General features: G+C 64.8%; 23 protein-coding genes. 17 read left to right on the top strand and 6 right to left on the bottom strand.

The window, feature by feature from the left end; translation table 11 throughout:
* Window positions 1-42 precede the first annotated feature (42 nt).
* The 17 genes from ASD12_RS22595 (at window position 43) to arsK (ending at window position 12369) form a co-directional block, all read left to right on the top strand.
* Window positions 43-438 carry a cupin domain-containing protein gene (locus ASD12_RS22595; RefSeq protein WP_056591350.1) on the top strand — a complete coding sequence of 132 codons (396 nt, stop codon included), beginning with the start codon at window positions 43-45 and terminating at the stop codon, window positions 436-438.
* A 16-nt stretch (window positions 439-454) separates the two neighbouring features.
* The gene (locus ASD12_RS22600; protein ID WP_056592155.1) at window positions 455-1438 is read left to right on the top strand and encodes an aldo/keto reductase; all 984 of its coding nucleotides are present in this window, start codon (window positions 455-457) and stop codon (window positions 1436-1438) included.
* A gap of 54 nt (window positions 1439-1492) precedes the next feature.
* A complete protein-coding gene (locus ASD12_RS35480) occupies window positions 1493-1825 on the top strand; it encodes a hypothetical protein (RefSeq protein WP_244482944.1) in 333 nt (110 codons plus the stop codon).
* Complete coding sequence (locus ASD12_RS35485) at window positions 1822-2055, top strand: flavodoxin (RefSeq protein ID WP_244482945.1); 234 nt, start codon at window positions 1822-1824, stop codon at window positions 2053-2055. Before ASD12_RS35480 ends, ASD12_RS35485 begins: the two co-directional genes overlap by 4 nt.
* Before the next feature lie 63 nt (window positions 2056-2118).
* Entirely contained in the window at window positions 2119-2859 is a 741-nt protein-coding gene (locus tag ASD12_RS22610) for an SDR family oxidoreductase (protein ID WP_056592159.1), read from the top strand.
* Between the two features lie 211 nt (window positions 2860-3070).
* Complete coding sequence (locus tag ASD12_RS22615; protein ID WP_056591353.1) at window positions 3071-3535, top strand: GNAT family N-acetyltransferase; 465 nt, start codon at window positions 3071-3073, stop codon at window positions 3533-3535.
* A 15-nt stretch (window positions 3536-3550) separates the two neighbouring features.
* Entirely contained in the window at window positions 3551-3934 is a 384-nt protein-coding gene (locus tag ASD12_RS22620) for an ACT domain-containing protein (protein WP_056591356.1), read from the top strand.
* Window positions 3935-4091: 157 nt separating this feature from the next.
* Entirely contained in the window at window positions 4092-5525 is a 1434-nt protein-coding gene (locus ASD12_RS22625) for an aldehyde dehydrogenase family protein (RefSeq protein ID WP_056591360.1), read from the top strand.
* Window positions 5526-5698: 173 nt separating this feature from the next.
* Window positions 5699-6109, top strand: a complete 411-nt coding sequence (locus ASD12_RS22630; protein ID WP_056591363.1) for an MbcA/ParS/Xre antitoxin family protein — start codon at window positions 5699-5701, stop codon at window positions 6107-6109.
* Complete coding sequence (locus ASD12_RS22635; RefSeq protein ID WP_056591367.1) at window positions 6103-6801, top strand: RES family NAD+ phosphorylase; 699 nt, start codon at window positions 6103-6105, stop codon at window positions 6799-6801. The genes ASD12_RS22630 and ASD12_RS22635 overlap by 7 nt, the downstream gene beginning before the upstream one ends.
* Before the next feature lie 74 nt (window positions 6802-6875).
* Window positions 6876-7208: a helix-turn-helix domain-containing protein gene (locus ASD12_RS22640; RefSeq protein WP_056591369.1), complete on the top strand. Its 333-nt coding sequence runs from the start codon at window positions 6876-6878 to the stop codon at window positions 7206-7208.
* Between the two features lie 16 nt (window positions 7209-7224).
* Window positions 7225-7731 carry an arsenate reductase ArsC gene (locus tag ASD12_RS22645; RefSeq protein WP_056591374.1) on the top strand — a complete coding sequence of 169 codons (507 nt, stop codon included), beginning with the start codon at window positions 7225-7227 and terminating at the stop codon, window positions 7729-7731.
* Between the two features lie 61 nt (window positions 7732-7792).
* Window positions 7793-8857 carry an ACR3 family arsenite efflux transporter gene (gene arsB / locus ASD12_RS22650; RefSeq protein WP_162252279.1) on the top strand — a complete coding sequence of 355 codons (1065 nt, stop codon included), beginning with the start codon at window positions 7793-7795 and terminating at the stop codon, window positions 8855-8857.
* Complete coding sequence (gene arsC, locus ASD12_RS22655; protein ID WP_056591379.1) at window positions 8854-9276, top strand: arsenate reductase (glutaredoxin); 423 nt, start codon at window positions 8854-8856, stop codon at window positions 9274-9276. The genes arsB and arsC overlap by 4 nt, the downstream gene beginning before the upstream one ends.
* Before the next feature lie 63 nt (window positions 9277-9339).
* A complete protein-coding gene (locus ASD12_RS22660) occupies window positions 9340-9660 on the top strand; it encodes a metalloregulator ArsR/SmtB family transcription factor (RefSeq protein ID WP_056591381.1) in 321 nt (106 codons plus the stop codon).
* A gap of 44 nt (window positions 9661-9704) precedes the next feature.
* Window positions 9705-11135, top strand: a complete 1431-nt coding sequence (locus ASD12_RS22665; RefSeq protein WP_082525617.1) for an NAD(P)-binding domain-containing protein — start codon at window positions 9705-9707, stop codon at window positions 11133-11135.
* The gene (gene arsK / locus ASD12_RS22670) at window positions 11128-12369 is read left to right on the top strand and encodes an arsenite efflux MFS transporter ArsK (protein ID WP_056591386.1); all 1242 of its coding nucleotides are present in this window, start codon (window positions 11128-11130) and stop codon (window positions 12367-12369) included. Before ASD12_RS22665 ends, arsK begins: the two co-directional genes overlap by 8 nt.
* A 9-nt stretch (window positions 12370-12378) precedes the next feature.
* On the opposite strand, the gene ASD12_RS22675 is transcribed toward arsK, so the two are convergent.
* From ASD12_RS22675 to ASD12_RS22700, 6 genes are all read right to left on the bottom strand, one after another.
* On the bottom strand, window positions 12379-13107 hold the full coding sequence (locus tag ASD12_RS22675) for an amino acid ABC transporter ATP-binding protein (protein WP_056592165.1): 729 nt from the start codon (window positions 13105-13107) through the stop codon (window positions 12379-12381).
* A gap of 56 nt (window positions 13108-13163) precedes the next feature.
* Window positions 13164-13838 (bottom strand): amino acid ABC transporter permease, encoded by a 675-nt coding sequence (locus ASD12_RS22680; protein WP_056591389.1) that lies wholly within the window; start codon window positions 13836-13838, stop codon window positions 13164-13166.
* Entirely contained in the window at window positions 13835-14506 is a 672-nt protein-coding gene (locus ASD12_RS22685) for an amino acid ABC transporter permease (protein WP_056591392.1), read from the bottom strand. The genes ASD12_RS22680 and ASD12_RS22685 overlap by 4 nt, the downstream gene beginning before the upstream one ends.
* A 106-nt stretch (window positions 14507-14612) precedes the next feature.
* Window positions 14613-15401, bottom strand: a complete 789-nt coding sequence (locus ASD12_RS22690) for an ABC transporter substrate-binding protein (protein ID WP_056591395.1) — start codon at window positions 15399-15401, stop codon at window positions 14613-14615.
* A 110-nt stretch (window positions 15402-15511) separates the two neighbouring features.
* A complete protein-coding gene (locus tag ASD12_RS22695) occupies window positions 15512-16675 on the bottom strand; it encodes a saccharopine dehydrogenase family protein (RefSeq protein WP_056591400.1) in 1164 nt (387 codons plus the stop codon).
* Window positions 16672-17172: an Lrp/AsnC family transcriptional regulator gene (locus tag ASD12_RS22700; RefSeq protein WP_027035297.1), complete on the bottom strand. Its 501-nt coding sequence runs from the start codon at window positions 17170-17172 to the stop codon at window positions 16672-16674. Before ASD12_RS22700 ends, ASD12_RS22695 begins: the two co-directional genes overlap by 4 nt.
* Between the last annotated feature and the right edge of the window lie 41 nt (window positions 17173-17213).

The following is a 17213-nucleotide window of genomic DNA, read 5'->3' on the forward strand; positions in this document are numbered from 1 at the left end:
CGGTCGCAGTGTGCTGCCCGGCGCAGACGAAGGGAAAAGACCATGGATATCAAGCGAAGCGGCTCTCAAGCCTCGGCCAAGGGACCGGGCGCCTGGTTCACCGGCACGGTGCGCATCGACCCGCTGTTTGCGGCCATTGCACCAGCCCGTGCGGCCGGCAACGCCGTCACCTTCGAGCCCGGCGCGCGCACCGCCTGGCACACCCATCCGCTCGGCCAGTTGCTGATCGTCACCGCCGGCTGCGGTCGCGTGCAGCGCGAGGGCGGCCCGGTCGAGGAGATCCGGCCCGGCGACGTGGTTCATTTCGAGCCGGGCGAAAAACACTGGCACGGCGCGGCACCCACCACCGCCATGACCCACATCGCCATCCAGGAAGCGCTCGACGGCAAGGCGGTCGACTGGATGGAGCATGTCAGCGATGCGCAGTACCAAGCCTGAACAAAGGAATATGACGATGCAAAAGCGCACACTTGGAAACAATGGTCTCGAAGTCTCGGCCATCGGGCTGGGCTGCATGGGCCTGAGCTATGGCTACGGCCCGGCGACCGATAAAAAGCAGGCCGTCGAGCTCATTCGCGCCGCAGTCGATAGCGGCGTCACCTTTTTCGACACGGCGGAAGCCTATGGCCCGTTCGTCAATGAAGAGCTGCTGGGCGAGGCGCTGGCGCCGGTCCGCGACCGGGTCGTCATCGCGACCAAATTCGGCTTTGCCGGCGGCGAGGTGTCGCGCGGCATGGACAGCCGGCCCGAGCACATCAGGGAGGTCGCCGAGGCGGCGCTGAAACGGATGAGGACCGACCGCATCGATCTGCTCTATCAGCACCGCGTTGATCCCAGCGTGCCGATCGAGGATGCGGCGGGTGCGGTGAAGGAACTGATCGCCGAGGGCAAGGTCGGCCATTTCGGCCTGTCGGAAGCTGGCGCGCAGACCATCCGCCGCGCACATGCCGTGCAGCCGGTCGCTGCCTTGCAGAGCGAGTACTCGCTGTGGTGGCGCGAACCGGAGAAGGAGGTCATTCCGACACTGGAAGAACTCGGCATCGGCTTCGTGCCGTTCAGCCCGCTGGGCAAAGGTTTTCTGACCGGCGCCATCAGCGAGACCACCACTTTCGCCAGCGACGATTTCCGCAACATCGTGCCGCGCTTCTCGCCCGAGGCGCGCAAGGCCAACCAAACGCTGGTCGACGTGCTAGGCGCCATTGCAACGGCCAAGCAGGTGACGCCGGCGCAGATCGCACTGGCCTGGCTGCTGGCGCAGAAGCCGTGGATCGTGCCGATCCCCGGCACCACCAAGATCAGCCGCCTGAGGGAAAACATCGGCGCGGCCAGCGTCGTGCTGAGCGCCGACGAATTGCGCGACATCGAGAGCGCCGTGTCCACGATCACCGTGCAAGGCGACCGCTATCCGGCGCATCTGCAGGCGCGGGTCGGGCGCTAGAGCCAAGCGCAGGAGCGCGAGATGAGCCAGCCGGTCTCAAGACGGAGTGCACTGATGACTGCGCTTGCATTTCCACTGGGTGTCGGTGCCGGATCGAGCCTGCCCGCCGTCGCGACGAACGCGCGGCAGGCGGGTGGCGCCAAGGTACTGGTGGCGTACTACACCCGCACCGGCAACAGGCGTGTCATCGCGCGCCAGATCTGCCGGGCCCCCGGCGCGGATCTTTTCCAGATCCGGACCGTCGATCCTTACCCGGAAGACTACGAGCAGCAGGTCGCGGTGGCGGAGCAGCAGCGTGTGTCCGGGTTCGAACCGCCGCTCGCCGCCACGGTGCCCGACATCAAATCCTGCGAGACGGTGTTCCTCGGATTCCGATCTGGGGGATGACCGCGCGTTCGGTGATCCGCTCCTTCCTGGCGAAAAACGATCTGTCGGGCAAGCCATTGGTGCCGTTCATCACCCATGGCGGCTACGGTCTGGGGCAGAGCCTGAAAGTCCTCGCCGACCATGCTCCAGGGGCGCGGCTCATCGAAGGTTTTTCCAAACAGCGCAACCAGGAGCGCGAGACGCTTGAAGAGGTCACGGGCTGGCTGGGCAAGATCAAAATGCCCGGCTGAGCCGTCAACGAGAATGCGTGGGTTGCCGTGGGCAGCGAAGCCGAAATCGGAAAGGACATCATCATGGCCGAGAACATCAAGGGCAAAGTCGTCGTCATCACCGGCGCCAGCAGCGGGCTGGGCGAAGCCGCTGCTAGGCTTCTGGCGAAAGAGGGCGCCAGGCTGGTGTTGGGCGCGCGGCGCCTCGACCGGTTGCAGGCGCTCGCCGACGAGCTCTCGCTTGGCAAGGACGCCATCCTGGCCACCGACGTCACCGATGTCGGCCAAGTCCGGCGTCTGGTCGATCATGCGGTCAAGATGCATGGCCGCGTCGACGAGATCATCAACAATGCCGGCCTGATGCCGCACTCGCCGCTGGAGCGCGGCAAGGTCGAGGATTGGGACCGGATGATCGACGTCAACATCAAGGGCGTGCTCTACGGCATTGCCGCGGCACTGCCGCACATGAAGACGCAGAAAAGCGGCCACATCATCAACGTGTCGTCGGTCGCGGGCCACAAGGTCGGGCCGGGCGGCGCGGTCTATGCTGCCACCAAGCACGCGGTGCGTGTCATCTCGGAGGGCCTGCGGCAGGAAGTAAAACCTTACAACATCCGCACCACCATCATCTCGCCCGGTGCTGTGGCGACGGAGCTGCCCGACAGCGTCACCGAGCCCGATGTCGCCGAGGGCGTGCGCGCGCTCTATGACCGGGTGGCCATCCCGGCCGATTCCTTCGCCAGAGCGGTGGTGTTCGCGATGAGCCAGCCCGACGAGGTCGACATCAACGAGATCCTGTTTCGGCCGACGGCGCAGGAGTATTGAAAACCGCTGGCTTGACGCGCCGCGCTTCCTGCGCCAGCTTGGCGCCATGTTCGTTTCCGAGCCCAACAACACCAACCGACGCCGTTCCCGAACAGTGCGGAGCGACAAGCTGATTGCGCGACGACAAAGGCCGGCAGGATAGATCCGGTTCGTTCGTTTCCAGCCCCGCCCGCGACAACGCTGGCGGGTTTTCCATGTTTGGAGCCTTGTCATGACTAACAATTCCATCCGGTTTCGGTTGGCCGAGCCCCCCGACGCTGCGGCCATCAGGGACATCGTGCGTGCGGCCTATGCCAAATGGGTGCCGGTGATCGGCCGCGAGCCGCTGCCGATGCGCGCCAACTACGAGAAGGCGGTTGCCGAGCATCCGCTCGATCTCGCCGTTGCGGACGGCCATATCGTCGGCATGATCGAAACCATTCCGGCCGAGGATCACCTCTGGATCGAGAATGTCTGCGTCGCACCGCACGCCCAGGGCAGGGGCATCGGCCGGCTCTTGCTGGAGCGGGCTGAGCGCAAGGCACTCGAAGCGGGCCATTCCGAGATTCGCCTGCTGACCAATGGCGCTTTCGAGGCCAATGTGTCGCTCTACAAGAAGCACGGCTTCGTCATCGACCGGGAGGAGCCGTTCATGGGCGGCATGACGATCTATATGAGCAAGAAGTTGCCGCGATAGCGGCGAATTGGAAGAATGGCTGCCAAGGTCAAACTCAAGCAACTCTCCGGGCTTTACGCGATTTCGCGGCTTGAAGCGCGCGATAGCATTCCCGGTTGGGCGGACGAACCGGGCTTCGTCAGCATCACCAGGACCGAAGACGAGCTTTCGATCACATGCCTGCAGGATCGGGTTCCAGGCACGGTCAGGCAGGATGGCGACTGGATCGCCTTCAAATTGCAGGGCCCCTTTGCTTTCGACGAAACCGGCATCGTGTTGTCGGTGATCAGGCCGCTGTCGGAAAACGGGCTGGGCATCTTCGTGGTGTCCACCTTCGACGGCGATCATCTGCTGGTGAAAGCGGCAGATGAGGAAGCGGTGAAACGGTTTCTGCTCGAAGCCGGGCACACGCTGCTCTAGCCTGTCCTGACCCAGCCGGCCAACCCGTCTGGCTCAACGACTGGCGGGCTGGCTTAACCACTTCGGGGGTTGCGTTTGACAGCGGCGCTTGTGCATCGTTATCTCCAGCCACATATGACGGCCGGCACGGCCATGCGGTGCATCCCAGGGAGAAACCATGTCACACAATCTGCAGTTCTACATCGACGGCGCGTGGGTGGATCCTGTTGTGCCCAACACATTCGACGTCATCGATCCCTCGAACGAGGATGCCTTCGCGCAGATCTCGCTCGGCTCCAAGGCCGATGTCGACAAGGCGGTGGCCGCGGCCAAGCGCGCCTTCAACAGCTTTGGTTTCACCGAGGTCGGCGAGCGGCTCGAACTCCTGAACCGCATCATCGCTGTCTACAAGAAGCGCAGTGGCGATCTTGCTGTCGCTGTGTCGCGCGAAATGGGCGCGCCGCGCCAGATGGCGTTGGACAGCCAGGTCGGCATCGGCCTTGCGCATCTGCAGAAGATGGCCGACGTGCTCGGGAGTTTCGAGTTCCGCCACGTCAAGGGCAATCATCTGGTGGTCAAGGAGCCTATCGGCGTCGTAGGTCTGATCACGCCGTGGAACTGGCCGCTCAACCAGATCACCTGCAAGGTCGGCCCGGCGCTTGCCGCCGGCTGCACCATGGTGCTGAAGCCGTCCGAGATCGCGCCGCTCGACGCCATCATCTTCGCCGAGATTCTGGACGAGGCCGGCGTGCCGAAGGGCGTCTTCAACCTCGTCAATGGCGACGGTCCCGGCGTCGGCCAGGCGCTGTCCAGCCATCCCGACATCGACATGATGTCGTTCACCGGTTCGACCCGCGCCGGCATCCTGGTGGCCAAGGCCGCCGCCGACACGGTCAAGCGCGTGCATCAGGAGCTTGGCGGCAAGTCGGCCAACATCCTGTTCCCCGATGTCGATCTCGCAAGCGCCGTCACCAAGGGCGTCGCCGGCTGCTTCAGCAACAGCGGCCAGTCCTGCAACGCGCCGACGCGCATGTTCGTGCCGCGCGACCGCCATGACGAGGCGGCCGGCTACGCCAAGGCGGCTGCGGAAAAGTTCACCGTCGGCCCCGCCGACGCTGCCGGCACGAAGCTCGGCCCGGTCGTCAGCCAGGTCCAGTTCGACAAGATCCAGGACCTGATCCAGGCCGGCATCGACGAAGGTGCGACGCTGGTCGCCGGCGGCCCCGGCCGTCCGGCTGAACTCAACCGCGGCTACTACGTCAGGCCGACGGTGTTTGCCGACGTCACCCACGACATGCGCATCGCACGCGAGGAGATTTTTGGGCCGGTGCTGGCGATCATGCCCTACGACAGCGTCGACGAGGTGATCGAGACCGCCAACGACACCGTCTATGGCCTTGCCTCCTACATCCAGGCCAAGGACATGAAGAAGGCGCGCGAAGTCGCGGCACGCATGCGCACCGGCAATGTCTACATCAACTATCCCCAGTGGGACGCCGGCCTGCCTTTCGGCGGCTACAAGCAATCGGGCAACGGCCGCGAATATGCCGAATACGGGCTCGAGGATTTCCTCGAGATCAAAGGCATCGCGGGCTATGAGGCGGCGGAGTAGACCGGGTACTGGCGGCGATCTTCCAGGACTTGGGTTCCTCGCCCCGGCTTCCGTGGGGGCGATGAACCCAAGCCTTGCTATGTCCTGCCATCCTCTTCCCTAGGTGCGGTTGGACCTATCTTGCCAATTGGCAAATAAATGCTATATATCTGCCAAATAGCGAGGCACCAAGAATGCAGCTTCAGTCCATCGTCACGACACCGGCCACGGTTGGAAGCACCATCACTGATGACGAGGCGGGCGCCTTGGCGCGCACCACGGTCAACCTGTTCAAGGCCTGGAACCTCACCGACCTCGAGGCCTGCATCCTGCTCGGCGGCATATCGGCGCGGACCTGGGCACGCTGGAAGGAAGGCGCCATCGGCAGGATCGACCGCGACCTGCGAACCCGCATGGCGCACCTGATGGGCATCCACAAGGGCCTGCGCTATCTGTTCACGGAGCCGGCGCGCGGCTACGCCTGGATCCGCAAGCCCAATGCCACCTTCGGTGGCCAGTCGGCCCTCGACCTGATGTTGCGCGGCGAAATCTCCGATCTTGCCGCGATGCGCGAATGGCTCGATGCGGAGCGTGGTGCATGGTGAGTGGGCTTGCGGTCCGTCGCCGCGTCGACTGGCACCAGACCTTCCGCATCATCCGCTCCATCCATCCGCCGATCGACCTCTTCGAGGACATTGCCGAGCCGCGCGACTGGGAGGCGCTGGCGGGCGTCGAGCAGAAGACCAACCCGCGCATACGGTTCGAGATCGGCGACCTTGGCAAGGTGTCGGCCGCTAGGCGGGTTTCGGGTCCCGGCGCGAGCTTCGTGATGGCGCCCTTCGTGCATTGTTCGACGCTGCGGCCCGGTCGCTTCTCGGATGGCAGTTACGGGATCTACTATGCCGGCGACAGCGAGGAGGTGGCGCTGGCAGAGACCATCCACCACCATCAGAACTTCATGGGCGCCACCAACGAGGGGCCGGGCTGGACGGCGGATTTCCGCGTGCTGATCGGCGGCGTCGACCGCGATCTCGATGACGTGAACGCCGTGCCCGGTGTGCTCGATCCGGACGACTACACCGCCTCGCAGGCGGAAGGCCGGGCGTTGCGGGCTGCCGGCAGCGATGGGCTGGTGTGGAACAGCGTGCGCATGCCGGGCGGCGGCTGCATCGGCATCTTCTGGCCCGACGTGATCACCATTCCCGTCCAAGGCCGGCACTACAGCTACCATTGGGACGGCGTCCGCGTGGACTTCGTGCGCCAGCACGATACGGGAAAGGTGCTTGCTGTCACATGATGGCGGGCGGACAGGCTTTACAGATCGAGGGGAAGCCGGTATCCAGGAGTCCATAAATCCAAGGATTCGGATATATGGATAAGAAAGACACTTTGAATGCGCTGGCCGCACTTGGCCAGGAGACGCGGCTGGATGTCTTCCGGCTGCTCGTGCACGCCGGGCCGGAAGGCATTCCGGCGGGCGAGATCGCCACAAGGTTGGACACGGTCCAGAACACCATGTCGGCGCATCTGAAGGTGCTCGCCCACGCCGGGCTGATCCGCCCCGAACGCGACGGCCGGATCGTGCGCTACGTCGCCGACATGACCGGCTTGCGCGACCTGCTGGCCTATCTGATGGAGGATTGCTGCAATGGCGCGCCGGAGCTGTGCCGGCCCGTCATCAATGCCGTGACCTGTAAATGCTAGAAAGGAGGCACACGCCATGAGCGAGCCATACAACGTTCTTTTCCTTTGCACCGGCAATTCGGCACGGTCGATCATCGCCGAAGCGATTCTCAATCGTGTCGGAGCCGGCAAATTCAAGGCCTATTCGGCCGGGTCGCATCCCAAAGGGGCGGTGCATCCCTACACGCTCCAGCTTCTGAAGAACCTGAACTACAACACGTCCTTTGCCCGCTCGAAGGACTGGGAAGAATTCGCGGTTCCCGGTGCGCCGGAGATGAATTTCGTTTTCACAGTCTGCGACAACGCTGCCAACGAATCGTGCCCGGTCTGGCCGGGACAGCCGATGACCGCACATTGGGGCGTGCCTGATCCGGCTGACGTGGAGGGCACCGATGCCGAAAAACATCTGGCCTTCGCCGAAGCCTATCGCATGCTCAACAACCGGATTTCGATCTTCATCAGCCTGCCGATGAACATGGTCGACAAGCTTGCCCTGCAAAAGCGGCTGGATGAAATCGGCCGCAATCTGCCGAAGGCCGGCTGAGCCAAGGAGCCCCATCATGACCGATCACGTTCTGAACGCGGACAATGCGGCGCGGCCTGGCATCGGCTTCGTCGAGAAATATCTGACGGTGTGGGTGGCGCTGTGCATCGTCGCGGGCATCGCGCTTGGCCATCTGCTGCCGGGTGTGTTCGGCGCCATCGCGTCGGCCGAGATCGCCAGGGTCAACATTCCCATCGCCGTGCTGATCTGGCTGATGATCGTGCCGATGCTCTTGCGCGTCGATTTTGCCTCGCTGGCCAGGGTCGGCACCTATTGGCGCGGCATCGGCGTGACGCTGTTCATCAACTGGGCGGTGAAGCCGTTTTCGATGGCGCTGCTGGGCTGGCTCTTCGTCGGCTGGCTGTTCCGGCCCTGGCTGCCCGCCGCGCAGATCGATTCCTACATTGCCGGGCTGATCATCCTTGCTGCGGCGCCGTGCACGGCGATGGTGTTCGTCTGGTCGAACCTGACGCGCGGCGAGCCGAATTTCACGCTGTCGCAGGTGGCGCTCAACGACGCGATCATGATCGTCGCCTTCGCGCCTATTGTCGGGCTGTTGCTCGGCCTGTCGGCGATCACCGTGCCATGGGGCACGCTGATGCTGTCGGTCGCGCTCTACATTGTCGCGCCGGTGATCGTCGCGCAGCTGGTTCGGGGCCGGCTGCTGGCGGCAAGCGGGCAAAGCGGGCTCGATGCGCTGCTCGCCGCGCTGCAGCCCTTGTCTCTGGTTGCCCTTCTGGCGACGCTGGTGTTGCTGTTCGGCTTCCAGGGCGAGCAGATCATCGCGCAGCCGCTGGTGATCGTGCTGCTGGCGGTGCCGATCCTGATCCAGGTCTATTTCAACTCCGGCCTTGCCTATCTGCTCAACCGCGTCAGCGGCGAGCGGCACTGCGTGGCCGGACCGTCGGCGCTGATCGGCGCGTCGAACTTCTTCGAACTGGCGGTGGCCGCCGCGATCGCGCTGTTCGGGCTGAATTCGGGCGCCGCCCTTGCCACCGTGGTCGGCGTGCTCATCGAGGTTCCGGTCATGCTGTCGGTGGTGTGGATCGTGAACCGCACCAAGGGCTGGTACGAAGAGGGCGGCGCCGTCAGGAATACCATCTCTGCTGAGAGGACCGCGAAATGACCATCACCATCTACCACAACCCCGATTGCGGCACCTCGCGCAACACGCTGGCGATCATCCGGCAGTCCGGCGAGGAGCCGCAGGTGATCGAATATCTGAAGACGCCGCCGTCACGGCAAAAGCTGGTCGAGTTGATCGCGGCCATGGGCATGACGCCGCGCGACCTGCTGCGCGAGAAGGGCACGCCCTATGCCGAGCTCGGCCTCGCCGACCCGAAATGGTCCGACGAGCAGATCCTCGATTTCATGCAGGCGCATCCGGTCCTGATCAACCGGCCGATCGTGGTCAGCCCGCTTGGCGTCGTGCTGGCGCGTCCGTCGGAAAAGGTGCTGGACATTCTGCCCAACCCGGATCTCGGCGCGTTCACCAAGGAGGATGGCGAGGTGGTCACCAACGCCTCGAGCAAGCGGGTCGGCTGACGCTATTTCCATATTTTTCGAAATTGAGTTGACGACGCGAAAAGTGTCGCGTAGCTTATTTCCATGAAACTCGAAAAAGCAGCCGCCCAACTCGAAGCGCTCGGCAATCCGACGCGGCTTCAGCTCTATCGCATTCTGGTGCGCGCCGGTGACGACGGGCTTGCCGTCGGCAGCGTCCAGGGCAAGCTCGACATTCCGTCCTCGACGCTGTCGCATCACCTCAAGCGGCTGGTCGACACCGGCCTGGTGACGCAGGAGCGGCAAGCGACGACGCTGATCTGCCGCGCCAACTATCCCGGCATGAATGCGCTGATCGGCTATCTCGCCGACGAGTGCTGCGCTGACGCCACTTGCGCGCCGGCCGTCGGCAAAGCACTGGCTTGATTTTTTTGCGCTTATAATTCGAAGATACCGGAAGGATCGAACCTATGGACATGATGGCAAATCTTCCCGTCGCGGTGATCGGCGCAGGCCCGGTTGGGCTGGCCGCCTCGGCGCACCTGGTCGAGCGCGGCATCCGTCCGCTCATCCTGGAGCGCGGCGAAAGCGTGGGTGCCGCGCTGCTCGAATGGGGCCATGTGCGGGTGTTCTCGCCGTGGGAATACAACATCGATGCGGCAGCGCGGGCGCTGCTCGATCGCTCCGGCTGGACGGTGCCTGATATGCGCGGCCTGCCGACGGGCGGCGAAATCGTGCGCGATTATCTGGCGCCGCTTGGCCGGCTTCCTGAGATCGCCGCCAATTTGAAGCTCGGCGCCGAGGTCACCGCGATCACCCGTCAGGGACACGACAAGGTCGCCAATGACGGCCGCAAGGACGCGCCCTTCGTGATCCGCTATCGCGATGCCGGCGGCGAGCACCGCGTGCTCGCGCGTGCCGTCATCGACGCGTCTGGAACATGGTGGCGGCCAAACCCGATTGGCGTCGACGGCCTATCGGTTCCAGGCGAAGGCGCGGCTAGCGGGCGCATCGCCTATGGCATTCCCGACGTGGCCGGCAAGGCGAGAGAAGACTATGCAGGCAAGCGCATCCTGGTCATTGGCGGCGGGCACTCGGCGATCAACGTCGCCCTGGCGCTGATGGAGCTGCAGGACGCGGCACCAGGCACCGAGATCTTCTGGGCGCTGCGCCATGCCAGCGTCGACAGATTGCTCGGCGGTGGGCTGAACGACCAGTTGCCGGAACGCGGCGCGCTTGGGCTGGCCGCCAGGCAGGCGATGACGGACGGCAGGCTGAACATGCTGGCGCCCTTCGCCGTCAACCGCATCGAGACGCAAGGCGAGGAGCTCGTCGTCGACGCCCACCTCACCGGCAAGCCGTTCAGCCTGGCCGTCGACCGCATCGTCGTCACCACCGGCTTCCGGCCCGATCTGTCGTTCCTCGGCGAAATCCGCATCGCGCTCGATCCGGTCGTCGAAGCGCCGCCGGCGCTGGCGCCGCTGATCGATCCGAACTTCCACTCATGCGGCACCGTTCCCGCGCATGGCATCGGGGAACTCGCCCATCCCGAACCCGGCTTCACCATCGTCGGCTCGAAATCCTACGGCCGCGCCCCGACCTTTCTGATGGCGACCGGCTACGAGCAGGTCCGCTCGGTGGTCGCCGACATTGCCGGAGACCATATTGCTGCCCGCGAGGTGCGGCTGGTGCTGCCGGAGACCGGCGTGTGCAGCGCCGTCGGTGTCGTGACGGCACCGGAAAAAGCTGGCTGCTGCGGCGGACCTGCACCCGCGAACGTCGAAGCCTGCTGCGTCGAGGATGCGCACGCCAAGGCAAAGGGCGCGTCGGGCTGTGGTTGCGCATCTGCGCCGGCCAGCACCGAGGCGCGACAGAATATGGCGGCCAGCGTCGATGCCTGACCGGTCCGTCCTGCGCAAGGCGATCTGGGCGCTGGGGCTGACCCAGATCGTCGGCTACGGAACGCTCTATTACAGCTTCTCGATCCTGGCGCCGGCAATGGCCAGGGAGTTCGGCCTCACGGAAGGCTGGGTGTTCGGCGCCCTGTCGGCCTCGCTGTTTGCCAGTAGCCTGTTCGCGCCGACGGCCGGGCGGTGGGCCGACCGCTTCGGCGCTGGCCGCATCATGACCATCGGCTCGGTGGCGGCGGCGATGGCGCTGGCGCTGTGCGCCGTCGCGCCCGGCCGCGTGAGCTTCGTCCTGGCCTTGCTGGCGATGGAGCTGGCCTCCAGCTTCGTCCTCTACAGCGCCGCCTTCGTGGCAATCGTTCAGATCGGGGTTCCCAGGCCGCAACGCAGCATCACCCATCTCACGCTCATCGCCGGATTTGCCTCGACCCTGTTCTGGCCACTGACTTCGGCGCTGCATGCGCATCTGACATGGCGCGAGGTCTACCTCTTGTTCGCCGCACTCAATCTCGGGCTCTGCCTGCCGATCCACGCCTCGCTGATGCGCCTGTCGCGCCGCCACGCCACGGCCGCGAGCCATGAGCGCGGGCCAGCCTTGGAGGCGGCCGCGCCGCTCGATTCGCGGCGCGGCCGGGCCGCGTTCCTGCTGATGCTGGCGGGGTTCGCGACCGAGGGCTTCGCGCTGTCGGCGATCCTCATCCACATGGTGCCACTGACGGCGGCCCTTGGGCTCGGCACGGCCGGTCTCTTCGTTTCGACCCTGTTCGGACCGGCGCAGGTCGCCAGCCGGCTGATCAACATGCTGTTTGGCGGGAGGCTTCAGCAAACGCATCTCGCCGTCATTGCAGCTTTGCTGCTCACAGCCGGGCTGTGTGCGCTGCCGCTGACCACGCCCTGGCTGCCCGGCGCCTTCCTGTCCGTGTTCCTGCTCGGCCTCGGTTCCGGCCTCACCAGCATCGTCGGCGGCACCTTGCCGCTCGAACTCTTCGGTCGCGAAGGCTATGGCGCGCGGCTGGGATGGGCGAGCGCTGCCCGCCAGTTCACCTCGGCCTTCGCGCCGTTCGCGCTCGCCTTCATGATGGCGCGGACATCCGTCGCCAATTCGCTGTGGGTGCTGGTGGTCGCCGCCGCGAGTGGTGTGATCGCCTTCCTCGCCATCGCGCTGCTGAGGCGACGCGGCGGCCGGGTGGCGTACGCGATTGGCGGCAATCCGGAAGAGGCGACCTGACCGCCGGGCTCAGTGCCGCAGAATCTTGCTCAGGAAAGCGCGGCTGCGGTCGGTCTTGGGGTGTGAGAAGAATTCGTCGGGTGTGCCGCTTTCGACGATGGCGCCGGCGTCCATGAACACCACGCGCTGGGCGACCTTGCGGGCAAACCCCATCTCATGCGTCACCACCATCATGGTCATGCCTTCCTCGGCGACCGCCACCATGACGTCGAGCACTTCGGAAATCATCTCGGGATCGAGTGCCGAGGTCGGCTCGTCGAACAGCATGATCTTGGGCCGCATGCCGAGGCAACGCGCGATCGCCACGCGCTGCTGCTGGCCGCCGGAGAGCTGCGCGGGATAGGCATTGACCTTGTCGGCAAGCCCGACCTTGGCCAGCAATTCGCGCCCGGCCTTTTCGGCTTCGGCGCGCGGGATCTTGCGGACATGGATAGGGGCCAGCGTGACGTTCTCGAGCGCGGTCTTGTGCGGGTAGAGGTTGAACGCCTGGAAGACGAAGCCGATCTCGGTGCGCAGCTGCGTCATGTTGGTGGCGGGGTCGCCGAGGCGCTGGCCGTCGACGACAAGATCGCCATCCTTGATCGTCTCCAGGCCGTTGACGCAGCGGATCAGCGTGCTCTTGCCCGAGCCGCTCGGGCCGCAGACGACAACCACTTCGCGCGGTTCGACGCTGAGCGTGATGTCCTTCAGCACGTTGAGCGAGCCGAACCATTTGTTGACGCCGCGAAAGTCGATCATGCCGGTTTTGGTGAGGCCCGTTTTGGTCATGTTTTCTGGACCTTTGGGGTTTGATGTCACAACTGCACCTCGCCATGCGCCGCGCCCATGCGGCGTTCGAGCCGGCGGGCCAGCATGATCAGGGGATAGCAGACGATGAAGTAACCGACGCCGACGAGGAAGAAGACCAGGAGGCCGTTGGGCACGCGCTGTACAACCAGCCAGCCGACGCGGGTGAGGTCGGTGAGGCCGATGGCCGAAACGACCGAGGAATCCTTGATCAGCAGCACATATTGCCCGACCAGCGGCGGCAGCACGATACGCATCGCCTGCGGCAGCACCACCTGGCGCATGCGCTGCCAGCGCGACAGGCCGGATGCGAGTGCCGCCTCGACCTGGCCTGTCGGCACCGAGCGGATGCCGGCGACGACGATCTCGCAGATGAAGCAGGCGGCCAGATTGGTCAGCGCGATGATGCCGGCGGTGAAGGCGTCGAGTTCTATGCCGAACTCCGGCAGGATGAAGAAGATCAGGAAGATCTGCACCAGGAACGGCGTACCGCGGATCAGATCGACCCAGGCCCCGATCAAGCCCGAGATCAGCCGGTTGCCGCCGGTGCGCAGGATGCCGAGGCCAAAGCCGAGCAGGGTGCCGAGCACCAGGCTGATCAGCGACAGCACCACAGTCATGCCGAGGCCGCGCAGGGCCAGCGGATAGGAGCCGGCGAGGCTTTGCAGCTGTTGCCAGATCATGTCCGCGCCCCCGCTGTGCCGAGCCAACGGCTGGAGAGGCCAGCCAAGCCTTTGAGGCAGTAATAAAGCAGCAGGTAGAAAGCGGCGATGGTGAGGAAACCTTCCGCCGGCATGAAGCGGTCGGAGGCGAGCAGTTGGCCGGCGCGCGTCAGTTCGGAAACCGAGATCAGTGACAGAAGGGCTGAATCCTTGACCAGCACGATCGCCTGGCCGAGCAGCGGAGGGATCGTCACCTTGAAGGCCTGCGGCAGGACGACCAGGCGCATGCGCTGGACATAGGTCATGCCCGAGGCGACGCTGGCTTCGACCTGGCCACGCGGGATCGACAGGATGCCGGCGCGAATGATTTCAGCGACATAGGCGCCGCTGTTGAGCGACAGCGCGAGGATGCCGACGACCAGCTCGGGCAGGACGAAGCCGAGCCGGGGCAGGCCGAAATAGAGGAAATAGAGCTGCGCCAGCAGGGGCGTGGCGCGCACGGCATCGATATAGGCCTTGGCCGGGGCGCGAAACAGCCAGCCGCGCTGCAGGTTCATGGCGCACAGCACGATGCCGACGATGAGCGCGCCGACAAAGGACAGCGCCGATAGCCAGACGGTCGTGATCAGGCCTTGCCCGAACAGCGGCAGGTATTCGACGATGGTGCGGAAGCTGAAATTTTCGAGCATCGTTGGGTGAAATCCCCAGAGTGCAGGAAACGACGGATGAAGCGAAATTCCGGGCGGTATCGCGGCGCTTGAGACGCGCGCGAAACCGCCCGGGTTCTATCGCTGCTTAGTGGTCCTTCTTCCAGGCGTCGGAATTGACCCAGTAGTCGAGGTTCTTCTGCAGGCGGCCGTCGATGCTGACCTGGTTGAGGAACAGGTTCATCCAGATCAACAGGTCCGGCTCGTCATAGCGGGTGGCGAAGGCAAGCGGCTCCTTCGACAAGAGGTCCGGCATGATAGTGAAGGTGCCGGCCGGATAGGCGGTCGACTGGCCCTTGACCGCCGAGACGTCGTTGACGCCGCAATCGGCCTGGCCGTTGTTGACGGCGTCGAGCAGCAGCGGACCGCCGCCCTTGTAGCTCTTGATGTCGGCATCCGGGAAGGCGGTCTTGGCTTCCTTTTCGCCGGTGGCGCCCAGCAGCACGGCAATCTTCGTGCCCTTGGCCTTGCAGTCCTCGGTGGTCTTGAACTTGCTGTCGGCCTTGGTGAAGACGGTGCTGCCCGTGTACATGTAAGGCGTGGTGAACGCGACCTTCATGCCGCGCGCCAGCGTCGGTGTCATGTCGGCAACCAAAAGGTCGGCCTTGCCTGACAGCAGCGCCGGGATCAGGCCATCCCAGTCGAAGTCGAGGAAGGTGACCTTGACGCCCATTTCCTTGGCCATCAGTTCGGCGAGTTCCACCGAACTGCCGGTGCGTTCGCCATTGGCGCCAACCAGCGAGAAGGGCGGTCCTTGAGTCTGCACGGCGACGCGCAGTTCTCCGCGCTTGGTGATGTCGTCGAGCGTTCCGGCGCTGGCAGCGGCGGTGAGGCCGGCAAGCGCAAGTCCGGCGATGAAAAGTCTGGCAATCTTCATTTCGGTATTCCTCCCTGTGGTCGTTGATATCTGCCCGCGGTTCTCCTTGGGCTCTTTTTGAGCGGCAGCGCCGTTGCCGGCGGCGTCCACCGTTCGAAAATCCTGTCTCCTTAGTCCCGTGCCACCGTCTCGGAAACCGTGATGCCACGTCTGGCCAGTTCGTCGAAGAACCTGATGTCGGGCACATGCAGCAGCGGGTTAAGCAGGCCGGGTTTGGTGATCTCGCCGCGTGCCAGCATCTGCGCCACGATGCTGGCGGGGTAGCCGACACCTAGGCTCATGCCGAACAGGCCGGAAGCCAGGTCGCGTTCGATGATCAGGTCCGACGTCACCGTCTTGGCGCGGCCGCCTTCAAGACCTGAAAAGACATTGCGCATCACGCACAGGTCCTTTTCGCCGGGGCCATATTGCAATTGGGGCCCGAGCAGCCGGCCGAGGAATTCGCGCGGGCTGTTGGAGGTGCCGGGCACCTTGTCTTCGGAGAGGAAGCCGAGCTCCTTCAACGGCGCCCAGAAGGCCGACCATCCCGGCCAGCGCAGTGTGTAGCGGCCGGAGCGGCGCAGCCCCTTGGCGACGTCCAGCATCTCGACATAGTGCAGCGCGTCGCCATTGGGGAAGGCTTCCAGTTTGCCGAGGCCCGCGACCTCTATCTCATGGATGAACCGATTGTCGTGCTGCTGGCCGGCCGGCACCGCGACGCGTTTTCCGTCCTCGATCATCACGCTGTCGCGGTTCTGGCTGACCAGGACCATGTCGAAATTCCAGCTCACCTTGTAGCAAAGCGGCTTGGCCATCGCCTTCGGCTCGGGGATGCCGCCGCAATAGGAATCGATCGAAGAAATCGAAGAGAACTGCCTGGCGGCGCGCGCGTAGAGCACGAGGTCTATGCCGGGGTCGAGCCCGCATTCGGTCATGATCGAAACGCCCGCCTGTTCGGCGGCCGGCGCCAGATCGGCGATCGACTTGGCGTAATTGGTGGTGACCAGCGGCGTGCGGGTGGCGATCGAGGCCTGCACCGCCTCGCGCATCAATGGCTGCGGCAGCAGGTCGATGACGGCGTCGACATCGTTAAGCACGGTGGCCAGCGCCGGGCCGATCGCGCCCTCGGGCACCACGAAGCGCACGCGGGCAAGGTCGGTTAGGCCGGCAAGCCGGGCAGGGCCGTCCGGCGCGGTATCGACGCAGACCACTTGCTCGACGCCGTCGCTGGCGACGAGATCGGCGATTGCTGCCCGGCCTTGCAGGCCGAGGCCGCCCAGTACCGCGATCTTCATGCCGGCTCCTTGCGGTCGTCCGACCAGCAGCCTTCCGGCAGGCTGACCCATTTGTTGCAGGACGCCATGACGACGAAGGTCTCGCTGCGCACGACTTCGCCCGGCTCGCCTGCGCCGGGGATCAGTTCGCTGGTGACGCGGTAGAGATCGGCGACGTCACCGGCCACCGTCACGTCGACGATGATGTCGAAGCGCCCGGTGACCACCGAAGCCGAGTTGACGAAGGGCAGTTCGGAAATGCGTTGCGCCAGTTCGCGAGCCCGGCCGCGCCCCTGGGCATTGATGCCGACAATGGCCGAGATCAGCTCGGGCCTCTCGGTCAGGTTCAGCAGGCCGACGATCTTGAGCAGGTTGCGGTCGAGCAGGTTGCGCAGGCGCGTGCGCACCGTCGGCACCGAAATCGCCAATATCTCGGCGATGCGATTGATGCCCGGCTGTGCATCCTGCGACAGCTGTTTGACCAGCCGCCGATCGGTCAGATCGAGATGTTCCCGCAAAGCCCCTGTCTTTCACAAAAGGAAAAAACGTCGGCAATTTT

This window comes from Mesorhizobium sp. Root102, assembly GCF_001425625.1.
GTDB lineage: Bacteria > Pseudomonadota > Alphaproteobacteria > Rhizobiales > Rhizobiaceae > Mesorhizobium.

Excerpts from the sequence above, each read along its gene's own strand:
- ASD12_RS22595 (WP_056591350.1), top strand. The coding sequence starts at position 43 with ATGGATATCAAGCGAAGCGGCTCTCAAGCCTCGGCCAAGGGACCGGGC.
- ASD12_RS22695 (WP_056591400.1), bottom strand. The coding sequence starts at position 16,675 with ATGAAGATCGCGGTACTGGGCGGCCTCGGCCTGCAAGGCCGGGCAGCA.
- ASD12_RS22625 (WP_056591360.1), top strand. The coding sequence starts at position 4,092 with ATGTCACACAATCTGCAGTTCTACATCGACGGCGCGTGGGTGGATCCT.
- ASD12_RS22645 (WP_056591374.1), top strand. The coding sequence starts at position 7,225 with ATGAGCGAGCCATACAACGTTCTTTTCCTTTGCACCGGCAATTCGGCA.
- arsK (WP_056591386.1), top strand. The coding sequence starts at position 11,128 with ATGCCTGACCGGTCCGTCCTGCGCAAGGCGATCTGGGCGCTGGGGCTG.
- ASD12_RS22675 (WP_056592165.1), bottom strand. The coding sequence starts at position 13,107 with ATGATCGACTTTCGCGGCGTCAACAAATGGTTCGGCTCGCTCAACGTG.
- arsC (WP_056591379.1), top strand. The coding sequence starts at position 8,854 with ATGACCATCACCATCTACCACAACCCCGATTGCGGCACCTCGCGCAAC.
- ASD12_RS22690 (WP_056591395.1), bottom strand. The coding sequence starts at position 15,401 with ATGAAGATTGCCAGACTTTTCATCGCCGGACTTGCGCTTGCCGGCCTC.
- ASD12_RS22635 (WP_056591367.1), top strand. The coding sequence starts at position 6,103 with ATGGTGAGTGGGCTTGCGGTCCGTCGCCGCGTCGACTGGCACCAGACC.
- ASD12_RS22640 (WP_056591369.1), top strand. The coding sequence starts at position 6,876 with ATGGATAAGAAAGACACTTTGAATGCGCTGGCCGCACTTGGCCAGGAG.
- ASD12_RS22630 (WP_056591363.1), top strand. The coding sequence starts at position 5,699 with ATGCAGCTTCAGTCCATCGTCACGACACCGGCCACGGTTGGAAGCACC.
- ASD12_RS22680 (WP_056591389.1), bottom strand. The coding sequence starts at position 13,838 with ATGATCTGGCAACAGCTGCAAAGCCTCGCCGGCTCCTATCCGCTGGCC.
- ASD12_RS35485 (WP_244482945.1), top strand. The coding sequence starts at position 1,822 with ATGACCGCGCGTTCGGTGATCCGCTCCTTCCTGGCGAAAAACGATCTG.
- ASD12_RS22660 (WP_056591381.1), top strand. The coding sequence starts at position 9,340 with ATGAAACTCGAAAAAGCAGCCGCCCAACTCGAAGCGCTCGGCAATCCG.
- ASD12_RS22600 (WP_056592155.1), top strand. The coding sequence starts at position 455 with ATGCAAAAGCGCACACTTGGAAACAATGGTCTCGAAGTCTCGGCCATC.
- ASD12_RS22620 (WP_056591356.1), top strand. The coding sequence starts at position 3,551 with ATGGCTGCCAAGGTCAAACTCAAGCAACTCTCCGGGCTTTACGCGATT.
- ASD12_RS35480 (WP_244482944.1), top strand. The coding sequence starts at position 1,493 with ATGACTGCGCTTGCATTTCCACTGGGTGTCGGTGCCGGATCGAGCCTG.
- ASD12_RS22615 (WP_056591353.1), top strand. The coding sequence starts at position 3,071 with ATGACTAACAATTCCATCCGGTTTCGGTTGGCCGAGCCCCCCGACGCT.
- ASD12_RS22665 (WP_082525617.1), top strand. The coding sequence starts at position 9,705 with ATGGACATGATGGCAAATCTTCCCGTCGCGGTGATCGGCGCAGGCCCG.
- ASD12_RS22685 (WP_056591392.1), bottom strand. The coding sequence starts at position 14,506 with ATGCTCGAAAATTTCAGCTTCCGCACCATCGTCGAATACCTGCCGCTG.
- ASD12_RS22610 (WP_056592159.1), top strand. The coding sequence starts at position 2,119 with ATGGCCGAGAACATCAAGGGCAAAGTCGTCGTCATCACCGGCGCCAGC.